The organism is Ensifer aridi, from assembly GCF_002078505.1.
Lineage (GTDB): Bacteria > Pseudomonadota > Alphaproteobacteria > Rhizobiales > Rhizobiaceae > Sinorhizobium > Sinorhizobium aridi.
The window spans coordinates 311,559-335,227 of the sequence record NZ_LUAV01000002.1 but is presented as its reverse complement, the minus strand read 5'-3'; the positions used below and the strand labels follow the sequence as shown (position 1 = coordinate 335,227).

General features: G+C 62.3%; 25 protein-coding genes. 12 read left to right on the top strand and 13 right to left on the bottom strand.

Annotated features, from left to right (window positions below):
• Nucleotide 1: 1 nt before the first annotated feature.
• From AYK65_RS01960 to sppA, 3 genes are all read right to left on the bottom strand, one after another.
• A complete protein-coding gene (locus AYK65_RS01960; RefSeq protein ID WP_046120001.1) occupies nucleotides 2–346 on the bottom strand; it encodes a hypothetical protein in 345 nt (114 codons plus the stop codon).
• A 183-nt stretch (nucleotides 347–529) separates the two neighbouring features.
• Nucleotides 530–838, bottom strand: a complete 309-nt coding sequence (locus AYK65_RS01955; protein ID WP_026613471.1) for an integration host factor subunit beta — start codon at nucleotides 836–838, stop codon at nucleotides 530–532.
• A 110-nt stretch (nucleotides 839–948) separates the two neighbouring features.
• Nucleotides 949–1,908: a signal peptide peptidase SppA gene (sppA, locus tag AYK65_RS01950; RefSeq protein ID WP_046120002.1), complete on the bottom strand. Its 960-nt coding sequence runs from the start codon at nucleotides 1,906–1,908 to the stop codon at nucleotides 949–951.
• 329 nt (nucleotides 1,909–2,237) lie between these two features.
• On the opposite strand from sppA, the gene lptC reads away from it, so the two are divergent.
• The 8 genes from lptC to AYK65_RS01910 all read left to right on the top strand — a co-directional run bounded on the left by lptC (nucleotide 2,238) and on the right by AYK65_RS01910 (nucleotide 9,995).
• The gene (gene lptC / locus AYK65_RS01945) at nucleotides 2,238–2,906 is read left to right on the top strand and encodes an LPS export ABC transporter periplasmic protein LptC (protein ID WP_026613473.1); all 669 of its coding nucleotides are present in this window, start codon (nucleotides 2,238–2,240) and stop codon (nucleotides 2,904–2,906) included.
• A 17-nt stretch (nucleotides 2,907–2,923) separates the two neighbouring features.
• Nucleotides 2,924–3,490, top strand: coding sequence for an LptA/OstA family protein (locus AYK65_RS01940; protein ID WP_026613474.1), 567 nt, complete (start codon nucleotides 2,924–2,926; stop codon nucleotides 3,488–3,490).
• Between the two features lie 14 nt (nucleotides 3,491–3,504).
• Nucleotides 3,505–4,317, top strand: a complete 813-nt coding sequence (lptB, locus tag AYK65_RS01935) for an LPS export ABC transporter ATP-binding protein (protein ID WP_026613475.1) — start codon at nucleotides 3,505–3,507, stop codon at nucleotides 4,315–4,317.
• A gap of 238 nt (nucleotides 4,318–4,555) precedes the next feature.
• On the top strand, nucleotides 4,556–6,115 hold the full coding sequence (rpoN, locus tag AYK65_RS01930; RefSeq protein WP_046120003.1) for an RNA polymerase factor sigma-54: 1,560 nt from the start codon (nucleotides 4,556–4,558) through the stop codon (nucleotides 6,113–6,115).
• 353 nt (nucleotides 6,116–6,468) lie between these two features.
• Nucleotides 6,469–7,041, top strand: coding sequence for a ribosome hibernation-promoting factor, HPF/YfiA family (gene hpf / locus AYK65_RS01925; RefSeq protein WP_026613477.1), 573 nt, complete (start codon nucleotides 6,469–6,471; stop codon nucleotides 7,039–7,041).
• A gap of 174 nt (nucleotides 7,042–7,215) precedes the next feature.
• The gene (ptsN, locus tag AYK65_RS01920; protein WP_026613478.1) at nucleotides 7,216–7,680 is read left to right on the top strand and encodes a PTS IIA-like nitrogen regulatory protein PtsN; all 465 of its coding nucleotides are present in this window, start codon (nucleotides 7,216–7,218) and stop codon (nucleotides 7,678–7,680) included.
• A gap of 299 nt (nucleotides 7,681–7,979) precedes the next feature.
• Nucleotides 7,980–8,747, top strand: a complete 768-nt coding sequence (locus AYK65_RS01915) for an SDR family NAD(P)-dependent oxidoreductase (RefSeq protein WP_081157851.1) — start codon at nucleotides 7,980–7,982, stop codon at nucleotides 8,745–8,747.
• 12 nt (nucleotides 8,748–8,759) lie between these two features.
• Nucleotides 8,760–9,995 carry a D-arabinono-1,4-lactone oxidase gene (locus tag AYK65_RS01910; RefSeq protein WP_046120004.1) on the top strand — a complete coding sequence of 412 codons (1,236 nt, stop codon included), beginning with the start codon at nucleotides 8,760–8,762 and terminating at the stop codon, nucleotides 9,993–9,995.
• 373 nt (nucleotides 9,996–10,368) lie between these two features.
• On the opposite strand, the gene grpE is transcribed toward AYK65_RS01910, so the two are convergent.
• On the bottom strand, nucleotides 10,369–10,995 hold the full coding sequence (grpE, locus tag AYK65_RS01905) for a nucleotide exchange factor GrpE (RefSeq protein WP_026613481.1): 627 nt from the start codon (nucleotides 10,993–10,995) through the stop codon (nucleotides 10,369–10,371).
• 248 nt (nucleotides 10,996–11,243) lie between these two features.
• The gene (gene hrcA, locus AYK65_RS01900) at nucleotides 11,244–12,323 is read right to left on the bottom strand and encodes a heat-inducible transcriptional repressor HrcA (protein WP_026613482.1); all 1,080 of its coding nucleotides are present in this window, start codon (nucleotides 12,321–12,323) and stop codon (nucleotides 11,244–11,246) included.
• 170 nt (nucleotides 12,324–12,493) lie between these two features.
• Between hrcA and rph the strand changes: the two genes are divergently transcribed.
• Genes rph through hemW form a run of 4 tightly spaced genes read left to right on the top strand, consistent with a single transcriptional unit; the run spans nucleotide 12,494 to nucleotide 15,540 of the window.
• Nucleotides 12,494–13,213: a ribonuclease PH gene (gene rph / locus AYK65_RS01895; RefSeq protein WP_026613483.1), complete on the top strand. Its 720-nt coding sequence runs from the start codon at nucleotides 12,494–12,496 to the stop codon at nucleotides 13,211–13,213.
• A gap of 45 nt (nucleotides 13,214–13,258) precedes the next feature.
• On the top strand, nucleotides 13,259–13,675 hold the full coding sequence (locus AYK65_RS01890; protein WP_081157850.1) for a VOC family protein: 417 nt from the start codon (nucleotides 13,259–13,261) through the stop codon (nucleotides 13,673–13,675).
• Between the two features lie 25 nt (nucleotides 13,676–13,700).
• The gene (rdgB, locus tag AYK65_RS01885; RefSeq protein WP_026613485.1) at nucleotides 13,701–14,345 is read left to right on the top strand and encodes an RdgB/HAM1 family non-canonical purine NTP pyrophosphatase; all 645 of its coding nucleotides are present in this window, start codon (nucleotides 13,701–13,703) and stop codon (nucleotides 14,343–14,345) included.
• Between the two features lie 13 nt (nucleotides 14,346–14,358).
• Nucleotides 14,359–15,540 (top strand): radical SAM family heme chaperone HemW, encoded by a 1,182-nt coding sequence (gene hemW / locus AYK65_RS01880; RefSeq protein ID WP_026613486.1) that lies wholly within the window; start codon nucleotides 14,359–14,361, stop codon nucleotides 15,538–15,540.
• A gap of 13 nt (nucleotides 15,541–15,553) precedes the next feature.
• Here hemW and AYK65_RS01875 read toward each other — a convergent pair whose 3' ends face one another.
• The 8 genes from AYK65_RS01875 to mutM form a co-directional block, all read right to left on the bottom strand.
• Nucleotides 15,554–16,420, bottom strand: coding sequence for a nuclear transport factor 2 family protein (locus AYK65_RS01875; RefSeq protein WP_026613487.1), 867 nt, complete (start codon nucleotides 16,418–16,420; stop codon nucleotides 15,554–15,556).
• Between the two features lie 14 nt (nucleotides 16,421–16,434).
• Nucleotides 16,435–16,917: an SRPBCC family protein gene (locus AYK65_RS01870; RefSeq protein ID WP_026613488.1), complete on the bottom strand. Its 483-nt coding sequence runs from the start codon at nucleotides 16,915–16,917 to the stop codon at nucleotides 16,435–16,437.
• 74 nt (nucleotides 16,918–16,991) lie between these two features.
• Nucleotides 16,992–18,266, bottom strand: a complete 1,275-nt coding sequence (locus tag AYK65_RS01865; protein WP_081157849.1) for an RNA polymerase sigma factor — start codon at nucleotides 18,264–18,266, stop codon at nucleotides 16,992–16,994.
• On the bottom strand, nucleotides 18,263–18,637 hold the full coding sequence (locus AYK65_RS01860; protein ID WP_026613490.1) for a YciI family protein: 375 nt from the start codon (nucleotides 18,635–18,637) through the stop codon (nucleotides 18,263–18,265). The genes AYK65_RS01865 and AYK65_RS01860 overlap by 4 nt, the downstream gene beginning before the upstream one ends.
• 210 nt (nucleotides 18,638–18,847) lie before the next feature.
• Entirely contained in the window at nucleotides 18,848–20,293 is a 1,446-nt protein-coding gene (gene dnaA / locus AYK65_RS01855; RefSeq protein ID WP_034885044.1) for a chromosomal replication initiator protein DnaA, read from the bottom strand.
• Between the two features lie 999 nt (nucleotides 20,294–21,292).
• Entirely contained in the window at nucleotides 21,293–21,559 is a 267-nt protein-coding gene (gene rpsT, locus AYK65_RS01850; RefSeq protein ID WP_026613492.1) for a 30S ribosomal protein S20, read from the bottom strand.
• A gap of 207 nt (nucleotides 21,560–21,766) precedes the next feature.
• Nucleotides 21,767–22,540 carry an enoyl-CoA hydratase gene (locus tag AYK65_RS01845; protein ID WP_026613493.1) on the bottom strand — a complete coding sequence of 258 codons (774 nt, stop codon included), beginning with the start codon at nucleotides 22,538–22,540 and terminating at the stop codon, nucleotides 21,767–21,769.
• A gap of 85 nt (nucleotides 22,541–22,625) precedes the next feature.
• Nucleotides 22,626–23,516: a bifunctional DNA-formamidopyrimidine glycosylase/DNA-(apurinic or apyrimidinic site) lyase gene (gene mutM / locus AYK65_RS01840; protein WP_026613494.1), complete on the bottom strand. Its 891-nt coding sequence runs from the start codon at nucleotides 23,514–23,516 to the stop codon at nucleotides 22,626–22,628.
• Nucleotides 23,517–23,669: the final 153 nt, after the last annotated feature.

Below are 23,669 nucleotides of genomic sequence, written 5' to 3'. Positions count from 1 at the left end.
TTCAGTTCTGCGGTGACGGCAGGCTCGCCTGCGCCGCCAGCTTCTCTGCCTGGCTGCGCTGCTTTTCGGCCTCGCGATGCCACTTCAGCGCCTCGCTGGCCTCGTTGCGTGCGCGACGGCGATATTTTCCTTGGGCGAACCAAGTCGCCGCAGCCCCGAGAACGAGGCCGAGAATGACGGCGAGAAACAGGAAGACGAAGAAGGGTGCCGAGACCGAAAGTACGCGGTCGGCAGTGTTGAAGGGATTGAGCGCGAATGTCACCGTCTGGCGATTGGCAACGCTCAAGAGGACGAGGATGATGCCCAGCGGCACAAGGACGACGATGTTGATCACTTTCTTGAGCATGCACCCGCTCCGATCGTAAGAACTAGAGGGGGATGAGGAAAAGCGCAGGCGATTTTCCGCCCTCATCCCGCTGCCGCGTCTGCTTCAGATGATTTCGGCAAAGCACGACGCGTAGATTTGAAAGAGATGCAGAGTGCCCTGCATCCGGGGAGGCCATGTGCTCCTACAGGGCTGCACAGCGCGTCAATCGTCGTCGTTGTTCTTGCCGTTCATACCGGGATTAAGCCGCTCGCGCAGTTCCTTGCCGGTCTTGAAAAACGGCACCCATTTTTCCTCGACGAAAACGGAATCGCCCGTTCGCGGGTTGCGACCGGAGCGTGAAGGCCGATTCTTGACCGAGAAGGCGCCGAAGCCGCGCAGTTCAACCCGGTTTCCAGCCGCGAGCGCATCGGTGATCTCATCGAGGACCGCATTGACGATATTCTCGACATCGCGGTGATAGAGATGCGGATTGCGCGCCGCCACAATCTGCACCAGTTCTGACTTGATCACTTTCGCCCCCTTGGTTTTTTGCTTGTTCTGTCTGCGTTTGTGAATTCGGAAGTCTCGCCTGACGCCGGCCTGCGGTTACGGCCCCAGGGGCGCAGGGCAGCACACCTTCCTCACTGCCCATCAACCTGCCAAACGGAGACAAGACCGTCAAGAAACAACTTGTCCAGGCCCATTTTTTCGAGGCCCTTCGCGCCCGGAAAAGCTTCATATCCCAACGCCTTGACCCATTCGGCGACGAGCGCTCCGAGGCCGAAGGGTAACGTGCTGCTCGGCGCCTCCCAATCGACCACCGGGAGGTCGCTCGATACTTTGCGCTCGGCCAGAAAGGCCCTGATCTCGTCGTCGCCGCCAAGCGTGTCGACAAGCTTGCCCTCGAGCGCCTGGCGCCCGGTGAATATGCGGCCGTCCGCAAGGGCGAGCGCGTCCGCTCGCGGCAGCTTACGTCGCTCGGCCACGAGGTCGACGAACCAGTCGTAGCTGTCGTCGATCATCGTCTGGATCATTGCCCTCGCCTCGGGGCTCGGGGGGTGAAACGGAGACGGTTCGGCCTTGAGCGGCCTCGATTTGATCGACTCAAGCGACACGCCGAGCTTGTCCATCAAATCCTTGACCTGCGGATACTGGAAGATGACCCCGATCGAGCCGGTGATGGATGTCTCGCCGGCGACGATCCGATCGCCGGCGAGCGCGATTAGATAACCGGCGGAGGCGGCAAGCGTCCGCACGTTCGAGACGACCGGCTTCTTCGCGGCAACCTTGCGGATCGCCTTGTAAATGATTTCGCCGCCATAGGTGGTCCCGCCCGGCGAGGATATCGTCACGATCAGGGCCTTGACGGATGGGTTGTCGGCGATCCTCTCCAGCCGCTGCACCAGTTCCCGGTCGTCCTGGATGAGGCCCGAAACGGTCACGCGGGCAACATGATCGCGGGCGCGCTCCGTCACTTCGCTCCAGCCGGAAAAGACAAACAGCGCGAGGCCGCCGGCGGCGAGGATGGCCGCCGCCGCCCAGCGCCAGAAGCTCAGCTTTCTGCGCAAGTTGCGACGGTCGACAATGGCGAGTTCGTCCATCAGCTTCTCCCGATTTTTTGGTTCCGGTCCTGTCAGTTTCCCGGGAAACATGCTATCTGCGCGAGCTGCGGCAAGCTAGCCCTACCAACAGCACCATGCGTCCTTTCGGAGGCAGAAGGCTCGCCGTAGCACTTTGAGGAAGCATGCAGTAGATAGTCGCGCGTGGCGGCGGCTCACGCCGAAGCCGGTACCATCCGCCGTCATGCAAAGTTTTGCCGCTCCATTGTCGGGCGGCAACAAAATAACCATATTCGCCGTGACTTACGCCAGTGTATGTAAATGCGGATCCTTCGGATTCGCGAAGCCCCAACGAAACTGACAGGCCCCGCATGCTGAACGAAGCGCGATCCCCCGGGATCTTTACCGACTATGGCACGAGCTCCGCCGATGCCTACGCTTCGGCCGCGCGGCACTCGGCGCGTGTCAAGCGCCTGAAAGTCATCCTGCCGGTGGCGGCTGGCGCGATCGCGCTGATCTTCGCGGCGGTTTCCTTCGTGCGTGCCTTCCTTCCCGAAGATTTGCAGCTCGAAACGGCGACGATCGAGAACGGCAAGATCGTGATGCAGAAGCCGGCGATCTCCGGCCGCAACAGGCAGGATATCAGCTATTCGATGAAGGCGGAGCGCGCGCTCCAGGATATCGCCAATCCGAACATCATCACGCTCGAGACGATACATGCCGAGATGCCGGTCAACGATACGCTGATCGCGACCGTGGATGCGGCAAGCGGCATCTACGATCGCGGCGCCAACACGCTCGACATGAACGCCCCGTTCACTATTTCCATGAATAATGGCGTCAATGCCGACTTCCAGTCGGCCTATCTGGATATCAATGCCGGCGAAATGGAAACGAAAAAGCCGATTGCCATCAGCATGAAGGGCGGATCGATCGTTGCGCAGAAGCTGCGAATGACAGATAAGGGACGTATTGTAACATTCGAAGGCATGGTAAGGGTCAATATCGAACCCACCGCCATACGCAAGAACGCAAAATAACAGGACCCGGTGCAGCCATGTCGGTCAAACCTGCCGTTTTTTTTAGAATTTCCGCCGCTCTGGCCGCTGCCGGAATTGGCGCTTTGTTGATTGCTTCGACCGCTTCGGCGCAGGCCACGTCCAGCCGCATGCAGGGGATCCAGCTCTCGAACGACAAGCCGATCCAAATCGAAAGCGACAAGCTCGAGATCAAGGATCCGGAAAGCAAGGCGATCTTTACCGGCAACGTGAAAGTTGTGCAGGGCACGACGACGCTTCAGGCCGGCAACATGACCGTCTTCTACAAGGCGGGCGGCGGCTCGGTCACCAGCGGCAATGCCGACATCGATCGGATCGAGGTCAGCAACAAGGTGTTCCTGAGCTCCGGCACGCAGCAGGCGACGGGCGACAGCGGCCTTGTCAACCTGACCGACCAGACGATCGTGCTCAAGGGTCAGAAGGTGGTCCTTTCCGAGGGCAAGAACGTCTTCGTCGGCTGCCAGTTGAACGTGCAGATGGACACGGGCGAAGCACAACTCGAGGCCTGTGGCGGCCGCGTGCAGATCCAACTCGACCCGCAGTCCCGCAAGCAGCAGCAGAATTGACACAAGATCCGCTCGTGCAGCTACCCTTTCTTCACAAACGCAAACGGGTCAAGAAACCGTCGGCGGCGGCGGCCCCTGTCCGCACGGTCGACAAGGCGCGCTATGACGGCACGCTGATCGCCCGCGGACTAACGAAAACGTACCGTTCGCGCCGTGTCGTGAACGGTGTCTCGCTCGTCGTGCGGCGCGGCGAGGCCGTCGGCCTGCTCGGCCCGAACGGCGCCGGCAAGACGACCTGCTTCTACATGATCACCGGCCTGGTGCCGGTTGACGAGGGCTCGATCGAGATCAACGGCAATGATGTTACGACGATGCCGATGTACCGCCGGGCGCGCCTCGGCGTCGGCTACCTGCCGCAGGAGGCCTCGATCTTCCGCGGGCTGACGGTCGAGGAGAATATCCGCGCCGTTCTCGAGGTGCACGACAAGAACATCGAGCGCCGCGAGAGCAAGCTCAACGACCTGCTTGGCGAATTTTCGATCACGCACCTGCGCAAATCCCCGGCCATAGCGCTTTCCGGCGGCGAGAGGCGACGCCTGGAGATCGCCCGGGCTCTCGCGACCGATCCGACCTTCATGCTGCTCGACGAGCCTTTTGCGGGGGTCGACCCGATCTCGGTCGCGGACATCCAGGCTCTCGTTCGCCACCTGACCTCGCGCGGCATCGGCGTCCTCATCACCGACCACAATGTGCGTGAGACGCTGGGGCTGATCGACCGCGCCTATATCATCCATGCCGGTGAAGTGCTGACGCATGGACGCGCCAACGACATCGTCACCAATCCGGATGTGCGCAGGCTCTATCTCGGCGATAACTTCAGCCTGTAGCTTAAGCAGAAGGGTGTTCGGCCTTCCGCCCCCTTGCCGTTCATTCGAATCGCCGTCAGACCGCCTTCACGACGACGACGTGCATGCACAGAAGATGCGACCGGCGGCTGAATCGGCGTCTCTGCTGCCGTCTGCGCTTGACCAAATCTCAGTAATAAGCAATTTTTGGGCCAATTAATAATGGCCTGTCCAACGGAAGACATGGCCAAGGAGATTTGACGGGAGCTTCAACGTCAGCATGGCCTTGTCTGCCAGCCTTCATTTGCGACAGTCACAGTCGCTGGTCATGACGCCGCAACTGATGCAGTCGATCCAGCTGCTTCAGATGACTCATTTGGAGCTTACCCAATTCATCGCGCAGGAAGTCGAGAAGAACCCGCTGCTCGAGCTTCAGTCCGGCGACGAAATGATGGTCGCGTCGGAGCGCGCCGGCGGCGAGGACCTGGGCCCGCCTTCGGTGGAGAGCGGCTTCGACGAGCCCGCCGGCCAAGGCGACCTTTACGACAATGCCATCTCGGGTCCAGGCGAGAGGCTGAGCGAAGGGCTCGATGCCGACTTCGCCAACGTCTTTCAGGACGACACGACGCCGCAGCGGGCCGATGCCCCCGAATTGCTCGGCCAATGGAAATCGATGCCGGGAGCCGGAGACGGCGACCACGGCGAGGGATACGATCTCGACGATTTCGTCGCCTGCCGGAAGACCCTCACGGAAGCGCTCGTCGAGCAGCTTCCCTTCGCCTTCCATGCGCACGCCGACCGTTTGATAGCTCAGCATCTCATCGACCAGCTCGACGACGCCGGCTATCTGCATGCCGATCTTGAGGAGACGGCGGCAAGGCTCGGGACGACAAGCGAGGACGTGATGCGCGTGCTCCTGGTCCTGCAGCAGTTCGATCCGCCGGGCGTCTTCGCGCGCTCGCTCGGCGAATGCCTCGCCATTCAACTGCGCGCCCGCGATCGGCTCGATCCGGCGATGGAGGCGCTCGTCGCCAATCTCGAGCTGCTCGCGCGCCGCGACTTCGCAAGTCTCAAGAAGATCTGCGGCGTCGACGAGGAAGATCTCGTCGAAATGCTCGCGGAGATCCGCAAGCTCGATCCGAAACCCGGCACCAGCTTCGAAACGGGCGTTACCGAGGCGATCATCCCGGACGTTGTCGTGCGCGCCGCGCCCGACGGCGGCTGGCTGGTCGAGCTCAATCCCGACGCGCTGCCCCGGGTTCTCGTCAATCACGACTATTTCGCCGAGATATCGCGCAGCAGCCAGAAGAGCAGCAGCGATCAGGCCTTCCTCAGCGAGTGCCTGCAGAATGCAAACTGGCTGACGCGCAGCCTCGACCAGCGCGCCAAGACGATCATGAAGGTGGCGAGCGAAATCGTCAGACAGCAGGACGCTTTTCTCCTCCACGGCGTCGACCATTTGCGGCCGCTGAACCTCAGGATCATTGCCGATGCGATCAAGATGCATGAATCGACGGTGAGCCGCGTCACCTCCAACAAATACATGCTGACCCCGCGTGGGCTTTTCGAGTTGAAGTACTTCTTCACGGTCTCGATCGGCTCGGCGGAAAACGGCGACGCCCATTCGGCCGAGTCCGTCCGTCATCGCATCCGCACGATGATCAGTCAGGAACGCGTCGACGCGGTGCTGTCCGACGACGACATCGTCGATATTCTCAAGCAGGCCGGCGTCGACATTGCACGGCGCACCGTCGCCAAATATCGTGAGGCAATGAATATCCCCTCCTCGGTCCAGCGCCGCCGCGAGAAGCGCGCACTCGCCAAGGCTGCCGGCTTCTGATCGGCAAAGGGGGCAGCTTTGCCTCCATGCCGCCTGCCGGCCATCTTTTCGCCGCGGGCAACGCGAAGGAGGCTCGCTGCGCCTCCCGATCTGTGCCTGTCTTGGGGATAGGGTAAGGCCGAGCCAGCTCAGATTTGCGACCGCAATGTGGAACCCCACAGACCCCACAACCGTTTATTTTCGCGGCCCGCGATTGACTCTCTGCGACACAGCGGATATGAGCCCGCCGCAATTTCCGGAGGTCGACAACTCCGCTCCGGCGATGCTTCCGCGCGGCCTTGCTGAAAAGCTTGGATGACGGAAGCGCTTGGAATAGACTGGATACGCAAGTCACGAACGAGAGAGGAAACTCCATGAGTGTGCGTGTATCCGGTAAACATATGGAAATCGGCGATTCGTTTCGCTCGCGCATCGGCGAGCAGATCCGACAGGCCGTAACCAAATATTTCGACGGAGGATATTCAAGCCAGGTCACTGTGGAAAAGTCGGGCTCGCGCTTCAGCGCCGACTGCAAGCTTCATCTCGATACGGGCGTCGTCTTGCAGGCGAATGGCCAAGCGAACGAACCGCAGGCGGCCTTCGATACGGCTGCGGACCGAATTGAGAAGCGGCTCCGGCGCTATAAGCGCAAGCTCAAGGACCATCACAACGGCAATGGTCAGAATACCGCCGAAGTGGCCTATCGGGTGATGGACTCCGTTCCCTTCGAGGACGAGGAAGTTCCCGAGGATTACGCGCCGACAATCGTCGCCGAAACCACGAAACAGTTGCGAACGATGTCCGTCGCCAACGCCGTCATGGCTTTGGACATGACGGACGAGCCGGTGCTGATGTTTCGTAGCCCCGGCAAGGAAGACCTGAACATCGTCTATCGGCGCAACGATGGAAATATTGGCTGGATCGACGCCGCCAATATCAAGGCATGAGTGGCACGAGGGGAAGGCCGGCATACCCGGACTTCCCCGCGCTCCGATCGGTGGGAAGGCGGAAAAGTTTGACTTTTCTGTGCATCAGACCCGCCCAGACAAAGATGGGTAGAGCCAGCACGACACATTTGTGCTGAGATTATCAGGCTCTAACCGGCGAACGAGGATAAAAGAATGGCATTGGCAGGCTTGCTGCATCAAAATGCGATCATCCCGGCCATGAGGGCCAACTCGAAAAAGCAACTCCTACAGGAACTGGCGGCAAAAGCAGCGAAACTCACCGGTCTGCCGGAGCGGGAAATCTTCGACGTCATCCTGCAGCGGGAGCGGCTCGGGTCGACCGGTGTGGGCAACGGCATCGCCATCCCGCACGGCAAGCTGGGCAAGCTTCCATCGATCGTCGGAATTTTCGCGCGGCTCGATACGCCGGTCGATTTCGAGGCGCTCGACGATCAGCCGGTTGACCTCGTCTTCCTTCTACTGGCTCCGGAAGGCGCCGGCGCCGACCACCTGAAGGCCCTGTCACGCATCGCGCGCGTGCTGCGTGACCACGACATGGTAACGCGGATCCGGGCGAGCGATTCTGCGAGCGCGATCTACACGCTCCTTAACGACGACGCCACCTCCCACGCCGCCTGAACGCCTACCTCGGATAGATTGCGGCGCCGTCAGTAAAGCTGGCGACGGTCGAGACGATCGATGAACGGGTGGAACAGCGCGTTCTGACCGGGAAATGCCGAGCCGTCAATTCTCTTGCCAGTACCGAATTGATGCCTGCCGCAGCCATTTTTGCGCCTCGGGAGGGAGGCGCGGGTGGCGCCGACCCGTATCTCCTATGGGATCTCGACAGGCCTCCCTTCGTCAATAATAATTCCGACGTGCAACGTGGCCGCCCGTCAAACCTTTCGGGGAGAGCGGGACGCGGAAGGAGTGAGGCGATGACGGGCAGGCTTTCGGGGAAGGTTGCGTTGATCAGCGGCGGTGCGGGTGGCTGTGGGCTCGCGGCCTCCCAACTCTTCGCCCGCGAGGGCGCCAAGGTCGGCATCGTCGACCTGCCGAAGAGCAAGGGCGAAGAGGTCGCCGCCGCCATTCGCGCCCAAGGCGGAGAGGCGGTCTTTGCGGCCGCGGACGTCTCGGTTTCGACCGAGGTCACCACCGCCGTCCAAACTGTCGAGCGTGCCTTCGGGCCGATAACGGTGCTCTTCAACCACGCGGGGATTCTCGCCGTCTGCCCCTTCCTCGAAACCGAGGAGGAGGAATGGGACCGGCTGATGGCGGTGAACGTAAAGAGCATGTTCCTGATGACCAAGGCGGTGCTTCCCGGCATGCTTCAGGCGGGCGGCGGCAGCATCATCTGCACCTCCTCGATCTCCGCGGTCGCCGCGACACCCATGGAAGTGCTCTACGACACGACCAAGGGCGCCTGCCACATGTTCGCCCGCGCGATCGCCGTCGAGTTCCGCGACCGCGGCATTCGCTGTAACGCCGTCTGCCCGGGCTTCATCGCGACCGACCATGGCAAGCGCGAAATCGCGGGCCTGACGAAATACGGCGTCGATGTTTCGGAGGCGGCGATCGCCGCCCAGCAGGGGCGGATGTGTGACCCGAAGGAGGTCGCCCATGCCGCATTGTTCCTGGCGAGCGACGAGGCGAGCTTCATCAGCGGCACGCATCTTTTCGTCGACAATTGCTTCACTGCGGTCTGAGGGGAGACAAGAATGCTGCAAGCGGGCGGCCACTGGCGAAACTGGGTCGGAAACCAATCGTGTATCGTCCGTCACAGGGGCGCGCCGGAGAGCGAAGCCATCCTCGCCGAGATGGTGCGAGAGGCAACGAGCGCCGGGCTCAACGTGCGCTGCGCCGGGTCCGGTCATTCCTTCACCCCCATCGCCCTGACGAGCGGCCTCATGCTGACGCTTTCAAGCATGCAGGGCGTGGTCAAGATCGATGAGGCGCGCAAACGGGTTTCGGTCAAGGCCGGGACGACCATCAACCGGCTCGGCAAGGCGCTGAAGGCGAACGGCCTGTCGCTGATCAACCAGGGTGACATCGACAGCCAGGCGCTTGCCGGCGCGCTCACCACCGGCACGCACGGAACCGGCGCGGCGCTTGGCAACATGGCCTCGCAGATCGTCGGCATGCGTCTCGTCCAGCCCGACGGCTCGATTCTGGTCGTCGACGAGACGACGCCGGATCTGCTGGAGGCCGCGCGGGTCTCCGTTGGCATGCTAGGCGTCATCTCGGAAATCACGCTTCAGGTGATGGACAGCTATAACCTCTATGAAAAGCTGTGGCGCTGCGATTTCGACGAATGCATGGAACAGCACGATGAGCTTGCGGCCAGGCACCGGCATTTCGGCTTCTTCTGGTGCCCCGTTCCCGAAAGCCGCCATTGCTACTGCCTTCCGGATACATCCTCTGTCTCGACGACGGAGAAGACCGCCGATGTCTGCGAAATGAAGGTGATCGACATCACCGACCGGCCGCCGATGGAAAGTGCCTTCGAAAGGATCGCCTATTCGTCGGAAATCTATCCGATCGAATACGTGCCCAACTTCCACGAATTGGAATATGCCGTGCCGGTCGCCCACGGAAAGGAAGCCGTCAAGGCGGTGCGCAGGCTCATGCTCGATAAGCATCCGACCTGCATCTATCCGATCGAATACCGCTTCACCGCCGGCGACTCCGGTTGGATCAGCCCTTTTTACAAGCAGGACTCGATAACCCTCTCCGTCTCCGGCGAGCCGGGTACCGACTACTGGGAATATCTGAAGGACGTCGACACGATCCTCAGGCAATACGGCTCGCGCCCGCACTGGGGCAAACTGCACTTCCTCGGCGCAGAGGACGTGGCGGCGCTTTACCCGCGCTCGGGGGACTTTCGCGCGCTGAGAGCCAAAGTCGATCCGGAAGGCCGGTTTCTAAACGACCACCTCCGGCAGCTGTTTGGGTAGCTCGCGGTGAAGAGAATGGTGAGAGTGGCTCACCGGCCTGCCGCATTCTCTAAGGCGATTCCAGGAAAGTGTCGTCATCCTCGGGCTTGACCCGAGGATCCACGCCGCACGCATGCACCCCCCCCGCGATATGCGAGCACCAGGTCGCGTATTCTGGGGTGGCTGGCCATGCCTTCGAATTTCCCTGCTCCTCGTGAATGGATCCTCGGGTCAAGCCCCGAGGATGACGATGACGTGAGGTGCACGGGCGATCAAAAAGCAGCTTAGAATGGGACGACGAACATTCGACGCACCGTCTAATTCCGCACAAAACAGCAAGCTCCGCGCATTCACAAGAACGCGCGGAGCTTCGACGTGATCAAGCCATCCGCGATCAGGCGGCCGGCGACTCGTTCTCGGCAGCAGCGACCTTCGGGCCGCCCTTGGCGACGCCGACCATTGCCGGGCGCAGGACCCGCTCGCCGATCGTGTAGCCGGCCTGGACGACCTGCACGACCGTGTTGTTCGGAACCTCGGTGTTGGGAACCTCGAACATCGCCTGATGGAAATTCGGATCGAACTTCTGGCCGGTCGGCTCCAGCTTCTTCACGCCATGGCGTTCGAGCGCTGCGAGCATCGAGCGTTCGGTCATCTCGACGCCTTCGATCAGCGCAGTAAGGCCGGCATCGCCGGATTCCCTCGCCTCGGCCGGAATGGCCTCCAGCGCGCGGCGTAGATTATCGGAGACCGCCAGCATGTCGCGCGCGAAACCGGCGACGGAATAGGACTTTGCATCCTTCACTTCACGCTCGGTGCGCCGGCGTAGATTGTCCATCTCGGCGGCGAGGCGAAGATATTTGTCACGCAGCTCCGCGTTTTCCGCCTTGGCGAGCTCCAGCGGGTCTGGCGCGGCCGTGGAAGCGTCGGCTTCCGTCTGTTCCGCCGCCTCCGGCGCGGCAGCCTTTTGATTTTCTTCCGGCGCCGCGGCCTCAGGTCCGTTCTTGTTCGTTTCGTCGGTCATGACGTTCTCCGAATGTGTTTTCCTTGGTGTGTTCGGCATCATCAAACCAGCGGAAGTCGCTTTGCTTGAACGTTCTGCTGCCTGGATTTGAAGCCGATATCGAGGTTTGAGCCCGAAAAATCAAGGGTCCATCGGTTCATCGGCCGAAAGGATTGTCTGAAGCGAGGAAAACGGCGGGCCGCGCTACCTGAGTAAATTCCATGCATGTCGTTATCCCAAAACCGCTCCACACTTTTGGGCGACATGCATTAGCGCGACAGCCGCGACATGAGCTGCGCGGTGTAATCCACCATGGGAACGATGCGGGAATAATTGAGCCGCGTCGGGCCGATGACACCGACGGCGCCGACGATGCGGTCGTCCTCGTCGCGGTAGGGCGCGACGATCAGCGACGACCCGGAGAGCGAAAACAGCTTGTTTTCGGAGCCGATGAAGATACGCACACCCGGGCCGCTCTCCGCAAGATTGAGGAGCTCGATCAGGCTGTCCTTCTTCTCGAGGTCGTCGAACAACATGCGCAGCCGTTCGATGTCCTCCGTCCCTTCCAATCCTTCGAGCAAATTGGCGCGGCCGCGTACAATGAGCCGCGCCGGCTGGCCGTCGCCCTCGCTGCCGGACCAGATAGCCAGCCCGCGCTCGACCAGATCCTGCGACAGGGCGTCGAGTTCGCCGCGGACCGTCTCCTTGACCTTTTCCAACTGCGTGCGCAGTTCGGCGATCGTCTGCCCGGCAAGATGAGCGTTGACGAAATTGGCGGCTTCCGTGAGCTGTGCACTGGTGATCCCGGCGGGCAGCTCGATGATGCGGTTCTCCACCTGGTCATGATCGCCGACGAGGACGGCGAGCGCCTTGGTCGGCGCCAGGCGGATGAACTCGACGTGCTTGAGGACGGGATCGCTCTTGCTGGTGATGACGAGACCGGCGCCGCGGGACATGCCGGACAGCATCTGGCTCGCCTCCGCAAGAAGGTTTTCGACCGGTTGGTTCCGATTTCCCGGGCGCACCTGCCGCTCGATCGAGGCACGCTCCTCGGCGGAGAGGTTGCCGACCTGCATGAAAGCGTCGACGAAGAAGCGCAGGCCCGTTTGCGTCGGAAGTCGGCCGGCACTGACATGGGGCGAATAGATGAGGCCCAGATCCTCGAGATCGCTCATCACGTTGCGCACTGAGGCGGGCGACAGCGACATCGGCAGGAGCCGCGAAAGGTTGCGCGAGCCGAGCGGCTCGCCGCTTTCCAGATAGCTCTCGACGATGCGGCGGAAGATCTCGCCGGAGCGCTCGTCCAGCGTCGATGCGATCCCCTTGGTTTCCGGGTTGCGCAGTACCATGTCACTCCATGCGAACGACCATACCCATGCCGCAGAATATAGTAATCCGCACCGGCTATGGCAAAAGGGAAAAAACCCTCCCGCCCTGATATCCGTTTGAGCCAACAGAATTGTTTCCATTTCGCCGGGAAACGCTCTAGAAGGCTCAGCAGAGACGATAGGAGTTGAAGATGCGGCCATCCGGCAGAAAAACCGACCAAATGCGCAAGGTGTCGTTCGAGCGCAATTTCTCCAAGCACGCGGAGGGCTCTTGCCTCGTGCGCTTCGGCGACACGCATGTCTTGTGCACGGCGAGCCTCGAAGAGAAGGTTCCCGCCTGGCTGCGCAATGGCGGCAAAGGATGGATCACCGCGGAATACGGCATGCTGCCGCGTGCAACCGGCGAGCGCATGAAGCGCGAGGCGGCGGCCGGCAAGCAAAGCGGCCGCACACAGGAGATCCAGCGGCTGATCGGACGGTCGCTGCGCGCCGTCGTCGATCTGCCGGCGCTCGGCGAGCGCCAGATTTCGATCGACTGCGACGTGATCCAGGCGGACGGCGGCACCCGTACCGCCTCGATTACCGGCGCCTGGGTCGCCCTTCACGATTGCCTGAAATGGATGGAAGCGCGCAACATGATCAAGGTGGAGCGGGTGCTGAAGGATCATGTCGCCGCTGTTTCCTGTGGCATCTTCGCCAGTCAGCCGGTGCTCGATCTCGATTATCTCGAAGACTCGGCTGCCGAAACCGATGCCAATTTCGTCATGACCGGCAGCGGCGGGCTCGTGGAAATCCAGGGAACGGCAGAAGGCCAGCCCTTCACCGAGGAAGAATTCGCAAACCTGATGCAGCTTGCAAAGAACGGCATCGCCGAGCTGATCGAGCTGCAGAGGCAGGCGATCGCCGGTTGAGTTTCCGCGGGGTTTCCCGCACAGACGCGCACAAAAGGAGCGGACTTGGCCCCGGCATTCGAAGGCATTCTGGAAACCGCGCTTTACGCAGACGATCTCGACTGTGCCGAGGCTTTCTATGGTGGCGTGCTCGGTCTGGAGCGGATCACGCGCGCGGGCAACCGGCATGTCTTCTTTCGTTGCGGCGAGGGCGTGCTTCTGATCTTCAACCCCCACGAAACGGTGAAGCCCCCGCCGGTCGGTGCCCTACCGGTGCCGCCGCACGGCACGAAAGGCAACGGGCACATGTGCTTCCGCGTCGCGGCGGAGGCGCTCGACGGCTGGAAGGCGAAACTGGAGGGCGCCGGCATTTCGATCGAGGCGGATATCCGCTGGCCGAACGGTGCCCGCTCCTTCTACTTCCGCGATCCGGCCGGGAACAGCCTCGAATGCGCGGAACCAGGCCTCTGGGCCAAAGACTGAATGCGCTTGAACGGAACGGAACAGCATGCGCAAACTGGTTGATAAGACGCTCGTAGTCGCGAGCCACAATGCCGGCAAGATCCGGGAGATCCGCGATCTCATCGGCCCGCTCGGCTTCGAGGCAAAGTCGGCGGCCGACCTCAACTTTGTCGAGCCGGACGAGACCGGTACGACCTTCGAGGAAAACGCCAGGATCAAGGCCCTCGCCTCGGCGAGGGCCTCCGGCCTGCCGGCGCTATCGGATGACTCCGGTCTTGCCGTCGACGCGCTCGATGGCGCTCCTGGCGTCTACACGGCCAATTGGGCCGAGCGCGAGGACGGCAGCCGGGACTTCGCCATGGCGATGGAGAAGGTCGAGAAGGCCTTGCGCGAGAAGGGAGCTACAACGCCCGAAAGCCGCGCCGCGCGCTTCGTTTCCGTGCTCTGCCTCGCCTGGCCAGACGGCCATGTGGAGCTTTTTCGCGGCGAGGTCGAAGGCCACGTGGTCTGGCCGCCGCGTGGAACGAGCGGTTTCGGCTATGATCCGGTCTTCCAGCCCAAGGGCTATAAGACCACATTCGGTGAAATGAGCGCGGAAGAAAAGCACGGCTGGAAGCCGGGCGACGCGAAAGCGCTCTCGCACCGCGCTCGCGCCTTCAAGCTGTTCGCCGAGACCTGCCTCGGCGCGTGAGAAAACGATGATCTTGCAGACGGCCCCGCTTTCGGTGATCGGTGACGGCATGGATCCCGGCTTCGGAGTCTATGTGCATTGGCCGTTCTGCGCGGCCAAATGCCCCTATTGCGACTTCAACAGCCATGTGCGCCACCAGCCGGTGGACCAGCCGCGCTTCGTCGCGGCGTTCCTGAAAGAGATGGCCGCGGTGCGCGCGCTTTCCGGCCAGAGAACCGTGACCAGCATATTCATGGGCGGCGGCACGCCGTCGCTGATGGAGCCACAGACGGTGGAAGCGATCCTCGATGGCATAGCCCGGCAATGGCATGTGCCGGGCGGTATCGAGATCACCATGGAGGCCAACCCGTCGAGCGTGGAGGCGACGCGCTTCCGCGGCTATCGGGCGGCCGGCGTCAATCGCGTCTCGCTCGGCGTCCAGGCGCTGAACGACCGCGACCTCAAATTTCTCGGCCGGTTGCACGATGTCGAGGACGCGCTGAAGGCCGTCAGGCTGGCGCGCGAGATTTTTCCGCGCATGTCTTTCGACCTGATCTATGCTCGGCCGAAGCAGACTGTGGAGGACTGGGAGCGCGAGCTAAAGGAAGCGGTTTCCTACGCCGTCGACCATCTGTCGCTCTACCAGCTCACGATCGAGGAAGGCACGCCCTTCTACGGGCTGCACAAGGCCGGCAAGCTGATTGTGCCGGACGGCGAGCAGTCGGCTCTGCTCTATGAGGCGACGCAGGAGATCACCGCGGCGATCGGCATGCCGGCCTATGAGGTCTCGAACCACGCGCGGTCGGGGGCGGAAAGCCGGCACAATCTTACCTATTGGCGCTATGGCGACTATGCGGGAATCGGCCCCGGCGCGCATGGGCGGCTCACGATCGGCGGCTCCAAGGTCGCGACTGCAACGGAACGCAATCCCGAGACATGGCTCAGTCTCGTCGAGGAGCGCGGCGACGGCATCGTCGAGCGGGAATTGCTCGACCGCGAGGCGCAGGCCGACGAGCTCCTGCTGATGGGCCTCAGGCTTCGGGAGGGCGTGGACCTGGCCCGCTGGCAGAGCCTGTCGGGCCGCGATCCCGATCCCGCCCGGGAAGAGTTCCTGATCGAGCATGGCTTCGTCGAACGCATCGGCAATTCGCGGCTGCGCTGCACGCCCGCCGGCATGCTGATCCTCGACGCGGTGGTGGCCGACCTCGCCTGCTGAGATCTCTTCTTCTTCAATCGTTCTTCTTCACCGGCGCGACGATCCCCCAGGTGATACCGAAGGGATCTCGGAGCTGGCCGTAATAGTCGCCCCAGAAGGCGATTTCGAGCGGCATCGTCACTTGCGCCCCCGCCTCCACCGCGCGCTTCCACCAGAAGTCGGCATCGTCGACGATGAGGTGCAGCACAAAGCCTTCCGGCGGCTTCCAAGGATAGCCGAATTCCGGGAAGGGGTCGTTGAGCATCAGCGCGCCGCCATTGATTGTCAGATGGCAATGGATGAGCCGCTTGCCGTCCTCGGCATATTTGCGGTCCTCCTCCTTGGCGCCGAAGGCGCGGCGGTAGAATTCCGCGGTGGCATTCGCGTCCTGCACGTTGAGATAGGCGACGACGCCGGCCATCGGCGGATGCGAGGGCGCCTGCCAGTCGACTTCGGACTTCGGGTCGAGATCGACGGCCGCCTTGAGGCTTCCATCCATGTAGAAGGGAACGGATTCGTGCTGATGGGCGATCTTCCATCCCCTGTCGGTGCGCTTCAAGCCCAAGGTCAGACGGTACCAGAGTGCCGGCTTCTGCCCGTCGTGCTTCTCGCCGGACAGATGCGCCAATGCCGTCACGAAAGCGACGTTGCCGCTTGCGGATATGTCGAGGTCCTGAAACGTGAAGCCGAGCGGTCCCTTCCACGTCGAAAACCATTGTTCGAGGCCATCGGGATCCGAGTCCGACGCCTTCAGGGGCGGCGCAAGCGAAAAGATGACCGAATCCTCCGTCCCATGGGCGAGGACACGGGAAGCATCCTTCCGGCGAATGGCTTCAGCCCAATCTTCGATTACCGCCTTGATCTCTGCCACGGCTGCAGTCCTGCTTTCGGTACCGGACATGATCGATCCTCCTCTCAGAGTTTTGCGACAAGGGCCGCAAGCTGATCGGCGCACTGGCCCCAGCCCTCATGGAATCCCATTTTCTCATGCGCTTCCCGGTCCTCGACGCTCCAGTGCAGAGCCCGGGCAGTGTAGCGGGTCTTGCCGCCCTCATCGTCGAAGGTCATGACGGCCGTCATGAACGGCTTCTCCGACGGCTTCCAGGCTTCGGTATAGGCATCGGTGACGACGATTTTCTCGTTCGGCACAACCTCGAGATAGACGCCCTGATTGGGATAGAGCTCGCCCTCCGGCGAGCGCATGACGAAACGGTTGGTGCCGCCCGGCCTGACATCGAGCTCGGCTTCCGTGATCGTCCACGGCAAGGGCGCGAACCATTGCTTCAGGAGTTCGGGATCGGTGAAGGCGCGATAGACCTTTTCGCGCGGGGCATCGATCAGGCGGGTCAGAACCAGTTCGCGTTCGCCGCCGGGCTTGGTGTCAGTCGCTGCAGTCATTTTCGAATTCCTCCATATGGTTTCGACCCAAGGACGAAGGAGGAGGCCGGTTGCCGACAGCCGCCGGAAGTTTTTTATTGTTCTTCTTCTGCGACAACCGCCGGAGCCGCTTCGCCATCCAGACGGTCGAGCTGCATGCGAATATAGGCGGCCTCCGCCGCATTGGTCGCCAAAGCGATCGCCCGATCGAAGGCGACGCGCGCTTCGCTCCTTCGCCCTATCTGCTTGAGCAGTGCGCCACGCAGGCCGTGATAGTAGAAATAGCCGGAGAGCCTGTCGCCAAGCGGCTCGACGAGCGCGAGCGCCGCCTCAGGCCCCTCGCGCTTCGATACGGCGACGGCGCGATTGAGCGTCACGACGGGCGAGGGCTGGAGGCGCTCGAGCGCCCGGTAAAGCAGGTCGATCTCCTGCCAGTCCGTCTCTTCGGGGCTCTTGGCGCGCGCGTGCAACGCGGCGATAGCCGCTTGAATCTGATAGGGACCGGGGCGGCGATGACGCATCGCCTTGTCGATCATCGCCAGCGCCTCGGTGATCTTCGGCCGACTCCACAATCTCCGGTCCTGATCATCGAGTAGGACGATGGCGCCGTCGGCGTCGAAGCGGGCTCGGGCGCGCGAATGCTGGAGGAGAAGCAGCGCCGTCAGGCCCATGATCTCGGGCTCCGCCGGAAACAGCCGCAGCAGCAGCCGGGAGAGCCGGATCGCCTCGTCGCAAAGATCGGCGGAGACGCCCTCCGGCCCGTTCATCGCCGAATAGCCCTCATTGAAGACGAGATAGATCATGGTCGCGACAGCCGCGAGCCGCTCGGCGCGATCGGCGGCATCGGGCGTCTCGAACGGAATGCCGGCGGCCGCGACCCGCGCCTTGGCGCGGGTGATGCGCTGTTCCATCGCGGCTTCGCTCACGAGAAAGGCGCGGGCGATCTGCCTGACGGAAAGGCCCGAAACGATCCGGAGCGCGAGAGCGATCTGCTGAGTTGCCGGCAAGGCCGGATTGCTGCAGACGAAGAGCAGCCGCAGGATGTCGTCGCGATAATGCGACCCGTCGAGGCGGTCGGCGAGCTCGCCTTCCCTGTCCTCGAGATCCGAGAGCAGCTCCTCCGGAGGCAGTGCGGTCTCGCGCGATCGGCGGCGCACCTGGTCGATGCCGCTGTTGCGACCGACGAAGATCAGCCATGCGGCCGCATCGCGCGGCGGCCCTGTACGCGGCCAGGTCTTCAATGCCCGGATGCAGGCCTCCTGGAAAGCTTCCTCGGCCTGGTCGAGATTGCGGAAATAGCGCAGAAGCGCGCCCATTGCCTGCGGCCGCGCTGAAACCAGGGCGAGATCGATCCAGGCTGTCTCGGTCATGAGGGAAACTCACCGGGTTTATAAAGAGCGAGGGGGCGGATTTCATAAGAGCCCGCGCTCGGATTGGCGATGCTCAGCTCGCGGGCGAAGTCGAGGGCCTCGTCGAGCGATCCGCAATCGATCAGATAGAAGCCGAGCAGTTGCTCCTTGGTTTCGGCGAAGGGCCCGTCGATCACGATCGTCTCGCCGGCACCGTGGCGCAGTGTCGTCGCTGCGGTCGTCGGCAGGAGGCGCGCCACCGGACCGAGCTTGCCGGCTTCGACGTATTTGCGTTGGACGGCAGTAAGATCACGCATGACCTTGTCGTCCTCCTCCTTGCTCCAGGCACTGGTGACGCTTTCATCGTTGTAGCAAAGCACCGCATAAAGCATTGGGAACTCTCCGCTCTGGTCTGAAGACGAATGGAGCAAGTGATAGCCGACAAGCGAGACGAAAAAAATGCCTGGACGCTCTTTGTCTGAAATTGACGAGCGGCGGCGGGCCTTCTCCGCAGCCAGGCTTGCGCCGCGCTCAAGCGCCTGCGCAACAAAAAGCCCGGCGGAGCCGGGCCTTCGTAACCTTCTGCTTACCTACCGATCACGCTATTCGTTGATCAGACGCTTCAGGAGCTCGATCTCGTGACTGAGCTTCGTGTCCGCGGCGATCAGCTCCTCGATCTTGCGCACCGCGTGGAGCACGGTCGTGTGATCGCGGCCGCCGAAGCGGCGGCCGATCTCCGGGAAGGAGCGCGGCGTCAGCGTCTTCGACAGGTACATGGCAATCTGGCGCGGCTTGACGATAACGCGGGTGCGCCGGTTCGAGACCAGTTCCTGGCGCGAGACGTTGTAATGCTTGGCGACGACGCGCTGAATGTCCTCGATGCGGACGCGGCGCGGCTCGCCGGCATTGACGAGATGGCCGAGCAATTCGTCGACCCGTTCGATCGAGAGCTGCGGCTCGAAGGAGCGGCGGAAGAGAAGCTGATTGAAGGCCCCCTCCAACTCGCGGCCGCTTGCCGTGACGTTACGGGCGACATGGCACAGGATCTCCTGCGGAATCTCGAGCGAGGCGTCGTCCTGGCGCGCCGCTTCGAGCCGGCGCTTCAGCATCTCGAGACGCATTTCATAGTCGGGCCCTTCCATCTCGATCGCCACACCGCCCTGGAGGCGCGAGCGAACGCGGCTGTCGAGCGATTCCAGCTCCCAGGGAGCCCGGTCGGCGGCGACGACGACCTGCTTGGCGGAGTCGAGCAGCATGTTCAGCAGATGGCAGAACTCGTGCTGGATCGACTTGCCCTGAAGGAACTGCATGTCGTCGATGACGAGCAGATCGATGTTGCGCAGCGATTCCTTGAGCGACAGCGCGTCGTTGTCGCGGATCGCGGTTGCGAAGCGCCACATGAAATACTCCGCCGTCAGATAGACGACACGCGGTGACCGCGCGCTCTGAAGCGCCGCAAGCGCGATCGCCTGCAGGAGATGCGTCTTGCCGAGGCCTACGCTCGAATGGATGAAGAGCGGATTGAAGCGCACCGCCCCGGCACCAGCCTCGGCGATCGTGCGCGCTGCCGCGAGCGCCACCCGGTTCGACGAGCCCTCGACGAAGCTGTCGAAGGTGTAGCGCTGGTCGAGCGGTGAGCCGAAAAGCGGCGCCTGCGCCGGTTTCTGGACCGTCGCCATCGTTGCCGCCGCGGCGGCGGCGATCGGTTGCGCGGCCATGGGGCGGCGGGTTGGCGCCGGCGGAGCTTCGACGGTCGCCGGCAGCGGCTCTTCCTGGGCGGCCGCCGGGCGCTGACTGCGGGTTGCGGTGCGCACGAGGATCTCCACCTTCAGGATCTCGCCGTCCTCCTGCTGGAAGAGCGTGGTGATCAGATCGAGATAACGGTTGTTGATCCAGGACTTGAGAAAGGTCGTCGGCACCGAAAGGCGCACGACGCTCTTCGATACAGAATGGAGCTTGAGGCGTCCAAACCAGCTTGCGAAGACATCCGGACCGACCTGGGCTTTCAAACGCGCACTTACCCGCTCAAAAAGTGCGTCATGCCGCATGTCGTGTTTTTCCCCCGCCGCCTGAGACTGATTGCTTCCGGCCTGAAATCCTTCAGGTGCCGTCGCCAAATTCATCTGCATGTTGCCGCCTTCCAAATATCATTCTCCGATGCCGTCATCGCTGCCGGCCTCATCTCTTATGCCCGCCTGCCACGGCTGCCTTGAAAGGCCATGCCGCGTCCGACGAACGCCCTGTCGCACCGAAACCGGGCTCCTCATATCCCGGTCGCGGTGCGCGCTACGCGCATCCGCCCGCCTTCGCTTGGTCGGATGTCCCCTCGCGCCTCGCCTTATCGATTCCGTGCGGCTGCTTTCAAGCCTTGCGGAATCATTTTCCTCGTCATCGGCCAGTCCGCACCCTCGTACGAAACGGACGGCCGCAGTCTCCTTCATCCTCCGACGCTTTACACAAACCCACGAAGGCCCCGCCCCGACAACCACAAGACGAAAGATCCTCGTTCCGGAGCGAAGGCTCGCCCGGATTTATCATCTCGACTTGTCTGATTGAACGACGTGGAGATCCCCGCCACAGGAAACGGAAAGCCCAAAGCCATCTCGTTGAAATGACCTCAAAACTTCCTCGTACAGATATGATCCGTGTCCCCTGTGGGAGCCATTTAGGCAGGATCGCTCGGCAAGATCAATCGCGATTTTTGCTCGTCTTCAAACGCTGCCAGTTGACTCTCGCGCCGCGTTTTGCATGCCGCTTTCCGAGTCCCTGAAGAATCCCTGTCGAATCAAGGGTTTTGTTTTTTGTGTTCTTGCTTAGCTGGCGAAAAAGAAAAAAATAAAAAATTCTCTTGACTCGTTTTCGACGGGAACCATCCACGCCGCGAGATGGCCCCTCGGGTGCAACCTCTCGCAAGTTGTTGATACATCACCATAAATTTTGTCACGGCATTGACACAACCGCCGCAACACGAAGCAACCGGGACGATGAATCCGAAAAGCCCGGCACTTACGCCGGGCTTTTCGTTAACAGATTTTTGTTTAGCCGGGTTAGACCGAAAGGGCCTTGACGCGCTGTGCGAGGCGGGAAACCTTGCGCGAGGCCGTGTTGGCATGCAGCACGCCCTTGGTAGCGGCGCGCATCAGTTCCGGCTGTGCTGCCTTGAGCGCTTCGGCTGCGACTGCCTGATCGCCGGAAGCGATCGCCTCTTCAACCTTGCGGACGAAGCTGCGGATACGCGAACGGCGAGCTTTGTTCACTGCGGTACGGCGTGCGATCTTGCGGGTCGCCTTTTTCGCCGAAGTTGTATTGGCCATGGATGCCTCTCTTCGAAAACTGACATGAACTCCGCCTTCGCCGTGCCGGGTCACTGCGACCTGTCATCCAAGCAAATTTGGGAGCATTATCGGAAAGCCTCGCGTGAGGGCGTTCCAAACTGAGGGCGGCGTATAGCGGGAAACCGACCTCGCGTCAACGCGCAATTTGCGAAAACCGCGCCCCGCCCACGCTCGCGGGTGCCTTGCTCACTTGTGCTTGAAGTCCGCTTTGCGCTTCGCGACGAAGGCGGCCATTCCCTCCTTCTGGTCCTCGGTCGCAAAAAGCGACTGGAAAAGCCGCCGCTCGAAGCGAAGTCCTTCGGCAAGCGTCAGCTCCAGGGCACGATTGACCGCCTCCTTGGCCATCATCGCCGCCGGCAGCGAGAAGGATGCGATCTTCTCGGCGGCGCCGAGCGCCTCGTCCAAAAGCTTCTCCGGCGGCACCACACGCGAAACGAGTCCCGAGCGCTCTGCCTCCGCCGCGTCCATCATCCGGCCGGTCAAGATGAGGTCCATCGCCTTCGCCTTGCCGACGGCGCGGATGAGTCGCTGCGACCCGCCCATGCCGGGCATGACGCCGAGCGTGATTTCCGGCTGACCGAACTTCGCCGTTTCCGACGCGATGATGAAGTCGCACATCATGGCGAGCTCGCAGCCGCCGCCGAGCGCGAAGCCGGAAACGGCTGCGATCATCGGCTTGCGGGCGCCCGCCACGTGCTCCCAGCCGCCGAGGAAGTCGCCGAGATAACTGTCGACGAAATCGAGCGCCTGCATTTCCTTGATGTCGGCGCCGGCGGCAAAGGCCTTCTCGGAGCCGGTGATGACGATCGCGCCCACCGCCTTGTCGGCATCGAAGGCCTTCAAAGCCGCGTCGAGTTCGCGCATCAGGACCGAATTCAAGGCGTTCAGCGCCTGCGGCCGATTGAGCGTGATCAGGCCCACGCGCCCGCGCGTTTCGACCAGCAGCGTCTCGTAACTCATTCCCGTCTCCTCCACTTGCGACTCTATTGCCATCAGGCGAGAGCAAATGCGCCGGCAAACGGCACGCATCCTTCCTCATGCCGCCCTATTTCTGGCAGCGCGGACAATAAAAGGTCGAGCGCCCCGCCTGAACGATGCGGGCGACCGTACCGCGACAGCCGGGCGTGCGGCAAGCCTCGCCTTCCCGATCGTAGACGGAGAAGCTGTGCTGGAAATAGCCGAGGCTGCCGTCAGCCCGGATGTGATCCTTCAAGGAGGAGCCGCCGGCCACGATCGCATCGGCGATCACCGCGCGGATCGCCTCCGTTAGCGTGAACAAGGCTTGCCTTGCGCGACCACGCTTGTCGACGAGCGTGCCGGCCGCCCTTTTCGGCGACAGGCCTGAGCGCCAAAGCGCCTCGCAGACATAGATATTGCCGAGCCCGGCGATCGTCTTCTGATCGAGAAGGGCGGCTTTCAGCGGCTGCGCCTTGCCGGCAAAGCGGGCGGCGAGATAGGCGGCGTCGAGTGCGTTGCCCGTCGGCTCAGCCCCGAGATCGCGGAAGAAGACGTGCTCGGTAATCGACTCACGCCGCGCGAGATCCATGAAGCCGAAGCGGCGCGGATCGTTGTAGATCACCCGTGCCGGGCCCGACCGCGCATCGAGATGAAAGACCACGTGATCGTGCTTCTCGTCCTTGCCGCGCGGATGGTGGAAAACACCGGGCGTCGCGGGACCAACGCCGGACTCAATCCGGAAAGAGCCGGACATGCCGAGATGCGCGACGATCACGTCGCCGCCTTCCAGATCGATCATCAGATATTTGGCTCGGCGCGAGAGCGCGAGGATCCGGCGGCCGGAAACGGCGGCGGCGAAATTCTCAGGAAACGGAAAGCGCAGATCCGGCCGGCGCAGTTCCGCCCGCACCAGAAGCGCCCCCTCCATCGTCGGCGCCAATCCTCGTTTGACCGTCTCGACCTCAGGCAATTCCGGCATCGGCCGTCTTCCCTTTATCCTTTATTCATTCCACCGCCGCGCATGCATTCCCATCTCAGGGTTGATGACCTATAGGGATGCAGCGATTCAAAGTGTCATAGCCGCCCTCGTGCGTCCGAAAGACGCACGGTGCGTGGGCCGCGGCGATATCCC

What these genes read in the sequence shown, in the direction of transcription:
- rpoN (WP_046120003.1), top strand. Translation starts at nt 4,556, where the DNA reads ATGGCCTTGTCTGCCAGCCTTCATTTGCGACAGTCACAGTCGCTGGTC.
- AYK65_RS01845 (WP_026613493.1), bottom strand. Translation starts at nt 22,540, where the DNA reads ATGAGTTACGAGACGCTGCTGGTCGAAACGCGCGGGCGCGTGGGCCTG.
- lptC (WP_026613473.1), top strand. Translation starts at nt 2,238, where the DNA reads ATGCTGAACGAAGCGCGATCCCCCGGGATCTTTACCGACTATGGCACG.
- AYK65_RS01915 (WP_081157851.1), top strand. Translation starts at nt 7,980, where the DNA reads ATGACGGGCAGGCTTTCGGGGAAGGTTGCGTTGATCAGCGGCGGTGCG.
- AYK65_RS01860 (WP_026613490.1), bottom strand. Translation starts at nt 18,637, where the DNA reads ATGCTTTATGCGGTGCTTTGCTACAACGATGAAAGCGTCACCAGTGCC.
- AYK65_RS01960 (WP_046120001.1), bottom strand. Translation starts at nt 346, where the DNA reads ATGCTCAAGAAAGTGATCAACATCGTCGTCCTTGTGCCGCTGGGCATC.
- mutM (WP_026613494.1), bottom strand. Translation starts at nt 23,516, where the DNA reads ATGCCGGAATTGCCTGAGGTCGAGACGGTCAAACGAGGATTGGCGCCG.
- AYK65_RS01875 (WP_026613487.1), bottom strand. Translation starts at nt 16,420, where the DNA reads ATGTCCGGTACCGAAAGCAGGACTGCAGCCGTGGCAGAGATCAAGGCG.
- AYK65_RS01910 (WP_046120004.1), top strand. Translation starts at nt 8,760, where the DNA reads ATGCTGCAAGCGGGCGGCCACTGGCGAAACTGGGTCGGAAACCAATCG.
- ptsN (WP_026613478.1), top strand. Translation starts at nt 7,216, where the DNA reads ATGGCATTGGCAGGCTTGCTGCATCAAAATGCGATCATCCCGGCCATG.
- sppA (WP_046120002.1), bottom strand. Translation starts at nt 1,908, where the DNA reads ATGGACGAACTCGCCATTGTCGACCGTCGCAACTTGCGCAGAAAGCTG.
- hpf (WP_026613477.1), top strand. Translation starts at nt 6,469, where the DNA reads ATGAGTGTGCGTGTATCCGGTAAACATATGGAAATCGGCGATTCGTTT.
- rph (WP_026613483.1), top strand. Translation starts at nt 12,494, where the DNA reads ATGCGGCCATCCGGCAGAAAAACCGACCAAATGCGCAAGGTGTCGTTC.
- dnaA (WP_034885044.1), bottom strand. Translation starts at nt 20,293, where the DNA reads ATGCGGCATGACGCACTTTTTGAGCGGGTAAGTGCGCGTTTGAAAGCC.
- grpE (WP_026613481.1), bottom strand. Translation starts at nt 10,995, where the DNA reads ATGACCGACGAAACGAACAAGAACGGACCTGAGGCCGCGGCGCCGGAA.
- AYK65_RS01865 (WP_081157849.1), bottom strand. Translation starts at nt 18,266, where the DNA reads ATGACCGAGACAGCCTGGATCGATCTCGCCCTGGTTTCAGCGCGGCCG.
- AYK65_RS01870 (WP_026613488.1), bottom strand. Translation starts at nt 16,917, where the DNA reads ATGACTGCAGCGACTGACACCAAGCCCGGCGGCGAACGCGAACTGGTT.
- hrcA (WP_026613482.1), bottom strand. Translation starts at nt 12,323, where the DNA reads ATGGTACTGCGCAACCCGGAAACCAAGGGGATCGCATCGACGCTGGAC.
- rpsT (WP_026613492.1), bottom strand. Translation starts at nt 21,559, where the DNA reads ATGGCCAATACAACTTCGGCGAAAAAGGCGACCCGCAAGATCGCACGC.
- AYK65_RS01940 (WP_026613474.1), top strand. Translation starts at nt 2,924, where the DNA reads ATGTCGGTCAAACCTGCCGTTTTTTTTAGAATTTCCGCCGCTCTGGCC.
- rdgB (WP_026613485.1), top strand. Translation starts at nt 13,701, where the DNA reads ATGCGCAAACTGGTTGATAAGACGCTCGTAGTCGCGAGCCACAATGCC.